Source organism: Paenibacillus oryzisoli, assembly GCF_001653565.1.
Lineage (GTDB): Bacteria > Bacillota > Bacilli > Paenibacillales > NBRC-103111 > Paenibacillus_E > Paenibacillus_E oryzisoli.
Genome location: NZ_LYPB01000068.1, coordinates 1 through 7,412, shown reverse-complemented (window position 1 = coordinate 7,412; position 7,412 = coordinate 1). Strand labels below are relative to the sequence as shown.

Genomic DNA, 7,412 nt, shown 5'->3' with positions numbered 1-7,412 from the left:
TGTCGGCTATGTACTTCCGCCACCTCGCGGTGTACTGGAGACTTTCACTCCTTAGTCGTTGCGCTGCCAAGCGCACAAAAGGAGATGCCTTGGCAGCATCTCCTTTTTCTTCATTTTCCTATTACTAAATCATCGATATTCTATAACATTTAATGTACAAATATAATTCGTTCCATGCTATTATGTAATGAATCATTTTGTAGCCCTATGGAGGTCATACAATGGAATGGCAGCAATTGGAGTATTTTCACACGCTCGCGCAGGTTCAACATTATACGCTCGCAGCAGGTAAGCTATCGCTTTCACAACCGGCGCTAAGCAGATCCATTGCCAAGTTGGAGCAGGAGCTGGGCATTCCATTGTTCGACAAGCAAGGACGCGGTGTTGTGTTAAATGCTTACGGCAGGATGTTTCAGGCCAGAATATCCCGCATTCTCCATGAAATGACGGAAGCCAAACGTGAAATATTCGAATTGGAAAATCCCGAATACGGTCAGATCTCCTTGGCTTTCTTGAAGTCGCTGGGGATCAGGTACGTCCCTTACTTTGTAAGAAGCTTCCTTGACCGCTATCCACAGGTTGATTTCCAATTGTTTCAGAACTCCACGCAGTCCATGCTGGAACAGTTGGAATACGGAAGCCTCGATTTTTGCTTATCCTCCATGACAGAAACAAGTTCAAGAATTGAATGGAAGCAGCTATGGACAGAAGAAATGTTTATCTTTGTGCCAAACCGCCATCCATTGGCGCATAAACAGAGCATCACGCTCCGCGAACTAAGCGCAGAGAAATTCGTCGTTCTCAAGAAAGGCTATAGCAGCAGAACCGTCTTCGATCGTCTCTTCTCCCAACTGGAATTATCGCCAATTATCGCTTTTGAAGGGGAGGAAGCCTCAAGTATCATCGGTTTTGTAGAAGCGCATCTTGGGATTACTCTGCTCCCCCAAATTGCGGGTATGAACATGACGAACATTGCCCGGCTTTCCATTACGGATATACCTTGCGAACGCGTCATCGGACTAGCTTGGAAGAAAGATAAACACCTTGCTCCGGCTGCCTGCAGGTTCCGGGATTTCCTGATCGATACTTGCAGCACTCTGGATCCGGCAGATTTGCAGTTCTAGCATGAACCGCAACTCAAGGGATGCCTTTTGCATCGCACTACCAAGTGGTCAACTTGTTCGTTTGTCCTGAAAGCAAAGATCCATTTGTTCTTTCAGTTGCAGCGTCTCCTGCATGATGTCTTGCGGCAACTGCAGATCGGGAAGCTGAAATGCACGGGAAACATGCATCCCCATGATTAGATTGCCTAAATAGTTCACATGGATCGAATCGTGCATCAGCTTCGCATATTGCTCAGGCTGATTCCGATACAACGGCTCAAAGCAGTAATATTGATCGATAAGAAGTACTCCCATCTCCCTAGCGATTGTCCGAATGACTTCCATGTAGCTTTCGAACACGCTCTGGAAACCGTCCTCCCGCTGATGGTACATCGGACAATAATAGGTTTGCAGGATGGGCTCAGCGTTTTCTAGCCGGATACGCGTGCAAATCATACGCAAATTGTCTGCATACCGTTCGAGCGGAAGCCCTTGAATGGCATCGTTGCCCCCGATCGTGACGATGACCGCAGATGGCTGAAAGGAAAGGACATCCCGGTGCAATCTTGCTAGCAAATTGTCCGTCGTCTCCCCCCCGATCCCTTGATTTATCACACATACATGCCGCCCAATATGATGCCGGACATTGATGTTTAGCCACTCGACCCAGTTGTGTCGGCCATTACTTGACCAAGTCGATTCGGTATTGCTGGAACCAAAAGCTATGATCCGGTACGATCGATCCGTATTCAATTTCCATTGCTGCAAGTTATCCATAACTTCTTCACGCATCCTTCGTTAGATAGTTGGAACTGTTGCTGCTCATATGACGAGGATGGCGGCACCGACCATCGGAAGCAACACCATCGAACTCTGCAAAACGACGACAGGAACGCGTCGTGTAAATTTCGCCCCGATGTAAGACCCGAGCATGATACCGACAGCCACTTCGAGCAATAGCCGCAGATCCAGATGGCCGAGCTGATAGAAACCTGCGCCACCGCCGATAGCGATGGGGATAATGACCATCATAGTCGTTCCGGCCGCTTGTCTGACTGAAGTACCCAGGATCGTCATGAGACCAATTTGGATAAATGGCGTGGCACCGATTCCGAACAAGCCGGACAAACCACCAGTGACAAGTCCGACACCGCAGGCAGCGACCCAATAGATCGAGGGACGCAGCCGAGTCTTCGCTGGTTGCGAGTCAGTACGCCTAGCGACGAGCCACATACGCAACCAGAGCACCACCCCTGAGAAAAACAGCATCCCTGCTGTCATCCACTTCAATTCCTCCCCGGGTATCCCGTTTGATGCAAACGAGCTAAGCCAGGCACCGACCATGCCCACGCATCCGACGACAGCTCCCGTGCCAAACGCAATATTTCCTTCCCGATAATGGCTCACGGCCCCCGCTGCCGAAGAAAAAAACATGGCAGCAAGCGCAGTTCCCAAGGCGGTGTGGATCGGAAAACCGAATAACACCGTCAAGAGAGAAATGATGAATCCCGAGCCGCCTGCGCCAACAAAGCCCAATAGCAATCCTACGGCAAACATTGTCCCTACCAACTGCACAAGCAAATACTGTCCCCCTCTTCCGTGTTTCTCCTCTCAATATTCCCTATTTAAACATTACTGTTTTATAATGTCTAATGCATAATGTTCATTAAAACAATATCAAAATGTAATGGAATAGTTGTTTCCGTACTCAAAGGTTACCACATTCACCTATGTCGGATTAGCGCAGAGAATATTGATTGAATCGGTGGGAGATAAAATTATTGTTGGGTGACAAATAAGTTTTGAAGTGCAAGAAACCAGCAAACACAAGGGTTTGCTGGTTTTTCGTGAAAATTAAAATGACAAATAAAGTTTTGAAATGGATTTTGGGGTAAATTGTATGAATTACAAATTAGTTTTGAAATACTTTTTTACAAATTAATAAAAGCAGCTTTCTTCTCAGGGAAAGTGGCCGTTAATAAAAAAAACCTCACATATAGAGAACGCTGAATAATTTATACTATTATTTTTAGAAGAGCATCCAATGTTTAATCGAAAATACTAAAGAATAATAAAAGACCGTTTAAGATATAATTTCTGAAGTACTTTCAGAATCAGCTACTTCTGAGTCTTACTTATACCTTTTGAGCGAGTAATACTGTTACCAATTAGATTTTCATAAAATATATCAGTTTCCTTTGTTTGAGACCTTAAAAAATAATAAGATACAAGGAGAGGGTTACCCTTTAACCAGAGGTCCAATGGATTCCCCCTCATTTATTTCACCAGTTTTCCGTCACACGAAAGATAGCACTCACAGTATTGGACCCACCCGCTCCTAGTGTAGCTACAGCTAGCGTAATAATCTGATTGTCAGGCAATTCAAAATCGAGAAGATTCTGAGAAGCCAATAAACTTGTACTGCTCCCTGTGGAGGCTGCAGCCAAGCCCTGAAAAACGACTTCTCCTCCAGTGATCGTTGTTGAGGATGAATTGACCAGCAATGCTGTTTCGCTTACAGGTATGTTGGTGGTTGCAGTCGGATAATTAATGAATGTTCCATTAACTGTACCTCCTAAAATGACTTGAAATGCAAGATCAACATTGGTTATAATTTCAACTGATTCTAGCAGAACTTGAATAGAGTTCGCTCTTCCTGAACCTGCAGGAAAAACAGCTTTTCTAGTAAAGGAGATAAGAGGAATTAATGTAGCAGTAACATTTGTAACGGTTCTTCTTTCTGACGTGTTGCGGAATACAGGATTAAATTTCCCAATAATACTATATTGTCTTCCCGCTGCAAAGAGATTAAATGCTGTCCCTGTTCCACTATTGTTGACTTCAGCTCTAAGTGGAAGATCCGGGTCTATCAGACTTGTTTGGCCAACTGGACTAAATCGATGAACTGTTATTACTTCCTGAGCTGTGGTTGTCGGGTTAGGTAAAACCACTCTAAATTCAATAATTCCGTATCCATACCAAGTAAAAACAATTAGAAAAATGTTTCCTTTCGCAAGATTCAATGTTGCACCACTTTGACCTGTTCCGTTCAACGGATCTACGTTCCATGACGCCTGTGGAATAACTGTGTCCGTCCCTCCGCGCCTAACAGCCACAAATATTCCTGAACTGTTATTTCCAAAAAAAGCACCATTTTGAGTATCATAAAGTCCCCATCTCGCAAACTGATTACCTGTGGGGGCAACTGGCTGCCGAACACCAATTCCAACTTCACATGCATAGCCAGGTTCATATCTCCCCCGATCTGCACTATCCAATATTGCTGAATCTGTAGTCCCAGTTGACGTTGTAAGAGCATACTCTGTTGCATTATTTGTAACGGTTCCACCTCCCGTTACAGTTACAATATCCCTTAAAGCAGAAATTCCATAGACTGAAGTTAATTCAATAATCGGCGTTTTTTTGGCTACACGGAGCTCGCTAAACTGGGAACTGACATTGGTTCCTACATCGTTAATAAAAATATTTGCCACGTAGTCTCCTCCATTACAATAATTTACGAGAAGGCCAGTGGTTGGTTCGGCCTTCTCAAGAATAATTCCTACCATTCTTCCGTTAACCTAAAAATACCTGCAACAGAGTTTGTTCCGCCTGCTAGATTGGCTACAGCCAAAGTTACAATGGAAGTATCAGGCAATTCAAAATCCAGTAGAAGAGCCGAAGCAAGAACTGTGCTTGATCCAGAAATCCCAGCTGCTAAGCCTTGTAGAATAACTTGCCCGCCAGTAATAGTCGTGAGGGTGTTGTTGACTAACAATGCGGTTTCATTTGTTGGAATGTTTGTAGTAGCTGTAGGAAAATTAATAAAAGCTCCATTCACCGTTCCATCGAGTATAATTTGATAGTAAATATCATCTGATGTTACAAGGTCAATGCCTTCTAATCTTACGCTTACAGAGTTAGTACGAGCTGACCCAGTTGGGAAAATTGCTTTTCGCTGGAATGATAAAATTGGTGTTATCGTTCCTGTTGCAGTAACCTGTCTTCTTTCTGAAGTTATACGAAAGGTCGGATTGTACTCACCGATAATACTGTATTGCCTTCCGCCTACAAATAAGCTTAAAGCTGCAACCGTCCCATTATTTGCTACTTGGGCACGCAAAGGCAGATTTGGATCAGCAAGGCTTGTTTGCGCATTTGGACTAAACCTATTTACTGTAATAACCTCCTGAGCCAATGTGACAGGATTTGGAATAACTACCCTAAATTCAATAACTCCATATCCATACCATGTATAGACAATTTGAAAAATATTACCTTTTGACAAACTTAACGTAGCGCCGCTTGGACCCGTTCCATCTAATTTATCCACATTCCAACTTGTTTGAGGAATAATAGTGTCTACTCCTGCTCTTCTTATGGCCACGAAGATTCCATTTGCCGTATCCTGTCCGAAGAAAAAACCGTTTTGATTATCAAAATATCCCCATCTTACGACTTGTGCTCCTGCGGGAGGAGAAGGGAGACGCACACCAATACCTGCTTCGCCAGCGTATCCTGATTCATATCTTCCGCGCTCAGCACTATCTAATATTGCACTGTCTACTCCGCTTGCTGTAGTGCTTACTACATACTCTGTTGCGTCATTAGTAACTGTTCCAGCACCTGTTGTTGTAACAGTATCCCTCAGAGCTGATATACCATAAACAGAAGTCAATTCAATAATTGGAGTTTTCTCAGCTGTGCGCAATTCACTGAATTGCGAATCTACATTAGGGCCGACGTCTACTATTGTTGCATCAGGACTGAATGCGCCGGTGGCTCCTGTTGCTCCCGTACCACCTGTGGCGCCAGTGGCGCCAGTGGCTCCCGTTGCTCCAGTATCACCTGTGGCTCCGGTTGCTCCTGTACCACCTGTGGCTCCGGTGGCTCCCGTTACTCCCGTATCACCTGTGGCTGCGGTGGCTCCTGTGGCTCCAGTACCACCTGTGGCTCCGGTGGCTCCCGTTGCTCCTGTATCGCCTGTGGCTCCGGTTGCTCCCGTTGCTCCAGTATCACCTGTTGCGCCAGTGGCTCCCGTTACTCCCGTACCACCTGTGGCTCCGGTGGTTCCTGTTGCTCCTGTGGCTCCTGTGGCTCCTGTGGCTCCTGTACCACCTGTTGCACCGGTGGCTCCCGTTGTTCCTGTATCACCTGTTGCTCCGGTGGCTCCGGTGGCTCCCGTATCACCTCTTGCGCCAGTGGCTCCCGTTACTCCCGTATCACCTGTGACTCCGGTGGCTCCCGTATCACCTGTTGCGCCGGTGGCTCCCGTTACTCCCGTACCACCTGTTGCTCCTGTGGCTCCTGTTGCTCCCGTATCACCTCTTGCGCCAGTGGCTCCCGTTACTCCCGTACCACCTGTGGCTCCGGTGGTTCCCGTTGCTCCAGTATCACCTGTTGCTCCTGTGGCTCCGGTTGCTCCTGTACCACCTGTTGCACCGGTGGCTCCCGTTGTTCCTGTATCACCTGTTGCGCCGGTGGCTCCTATTGCTCCAGTATCACCTGTGGCTCCGGTAGCTCCTGTTGCTCCCGTATCACCTGTGGCTCCGGTTGCTCCTGTACCACCTGTTGCACCGGTGGCTCCCGTTGTTCCTGTATCACCTGTTGCGCCGGTGGCTCCTATTGCTCCAGTATCACCTGTGGCTCCGGTGGCTCCGGTGGCTCCCGTATCACCTGTGGCTCCGGTTGCTCCTGTACCACCTGTTGCACCGGTGGCTCCTGTTGCTCCTGTACCACCTGTGGCTCCGGTGGCTCCTGTTGCTCCGGTGGCTCCTGTTGCTCCTGTACCACCTGTTGCTCCGGTGGCTCCCGTTACTCCCGTATCACCTGTGGCTCCGGTGGCTCCTATTGCTCCAGTATCACCTGTGGCTCCGGTGGCTCCTGTTGCTCCCGTATCACCTGTGGCTCCGGTTGCTCCTGTACCACCTGTTGCTCCGGTGGCTCCTGTTGCTCCTGTACCACCTGTTGCTCCGGTGGCTCCCGTTACTCCCGTATCACCTGTGGCTCCGGTGGCTCCTGTTGCTCCTGTATCACCTGTGGCTCCGGTTGCTCCTGTACCACCTGTTGCACCGGTGGCTCCCGTTGTTCCTGTATCACCTGTTGCTCCCGTTACTCCCGTACCACCTGTGGCTCCGGTGGTTCCCGTTGCTCCAGTATCACCTGTTGCTCCTATTGCTCCTGTACCACCTGTTGCACCGATGGCTCCCGTTGTTCCTGTATCACCTGTTGCGCCGGTGGTTCCTATTGCTCCAGTATCACCTGTGGCTCCGGTAGCTCCTGTTGCTCCCGTATCACCTGTGGCTCCGG

At 47.8% G+C, this 7,412-nt stretch carries 5 protein-coding genes; 1 reads left to right on the top strand and 4 read right to left on the bottom strand.

Translation table 11 applies throughout. The annotated features are described in order from the left end of the window. Positions 1–221: 221 nt before the first annotated feature. Positions 222–1,124, top strand: coding sequence for a LysR family transcriptional regulator (locus tag A8708_RS14930; protein ID WP_068664718.1), 903 nt, complete (start codon positions 222–224; stop codon positions 1,122–1,124). Positions 1,125–1,172: 48 nt separating this feature from the next. On the opposite strand, the gene A8708_RS14925 is transcribed toward A8708_RS14930, so the two are convergent. The 4 genes from A8708_RS14925 to A8708_RS36835 form a co-directional block, all read right to left on the bottom strand. Next, positions 1,173–1,895 (bottom strand): SGNH/GDSL hydrolase family protein, encoded by a 723-nt coding sequence (locus tag A8708_RS14925; RefSeq protein ID WP_082927521.1) that lies wholly within the window; start codon positions 1,893–1,895, stop codon positions 1,173–1,175. A 30-nt stretch (positions 1,896–1,925) separates the two neighbouring features. Next, on the bottom strand, positions 1,926–2,684 hold the full coding sequence (locus A8708_RS14920; protein ID WP_068664714.1) for a sulfite exporter TauE/SafE family protein: 759 nt from the start codon (positions 2,682–2,684) through the stop codon (positions 1,926–1,928). A 701-nt stretch (positions 2,685–3,385) separates the two neighbouring features. Then, positions 3,386–4,597, bottom strand: coding sequence for a hypothetical protein (locus A8708_RS14915; RefSeq protein ID WP_082927520.1), 1,212 nt, complete (start codon positions 4,595–4,597; stop codon positions 3,386–3,388). A 68-nt stretch (positions 4,598–4,665) separates the two neighbouring features. Continuing rightward, on the bottom strand, positions 4,666–7,412 hold a 2,747-nt coding region (locus A8708_RS36835), incomplete at its 5' end, for a hypothetical protein (protein WP_420848563.1).

What these genes read in the sequence shown, in the direction of transcription:
- A8708_RS14925 (WP_082927521.1), bottom strand. Translation starts at nt 1,895, where the DNA reads ATGCGTGAAGAAGTTATGGATAACTTGCAGCAATGGAAATTGAATACG.
- A8708_RS14930 (WP_068664718.1), top strand. Translation starts at nt 222, where the DNA reads ATGGAATGGCAGCAATTGGAGTATTTTCACACGCTCGCGCAGGTTCAA.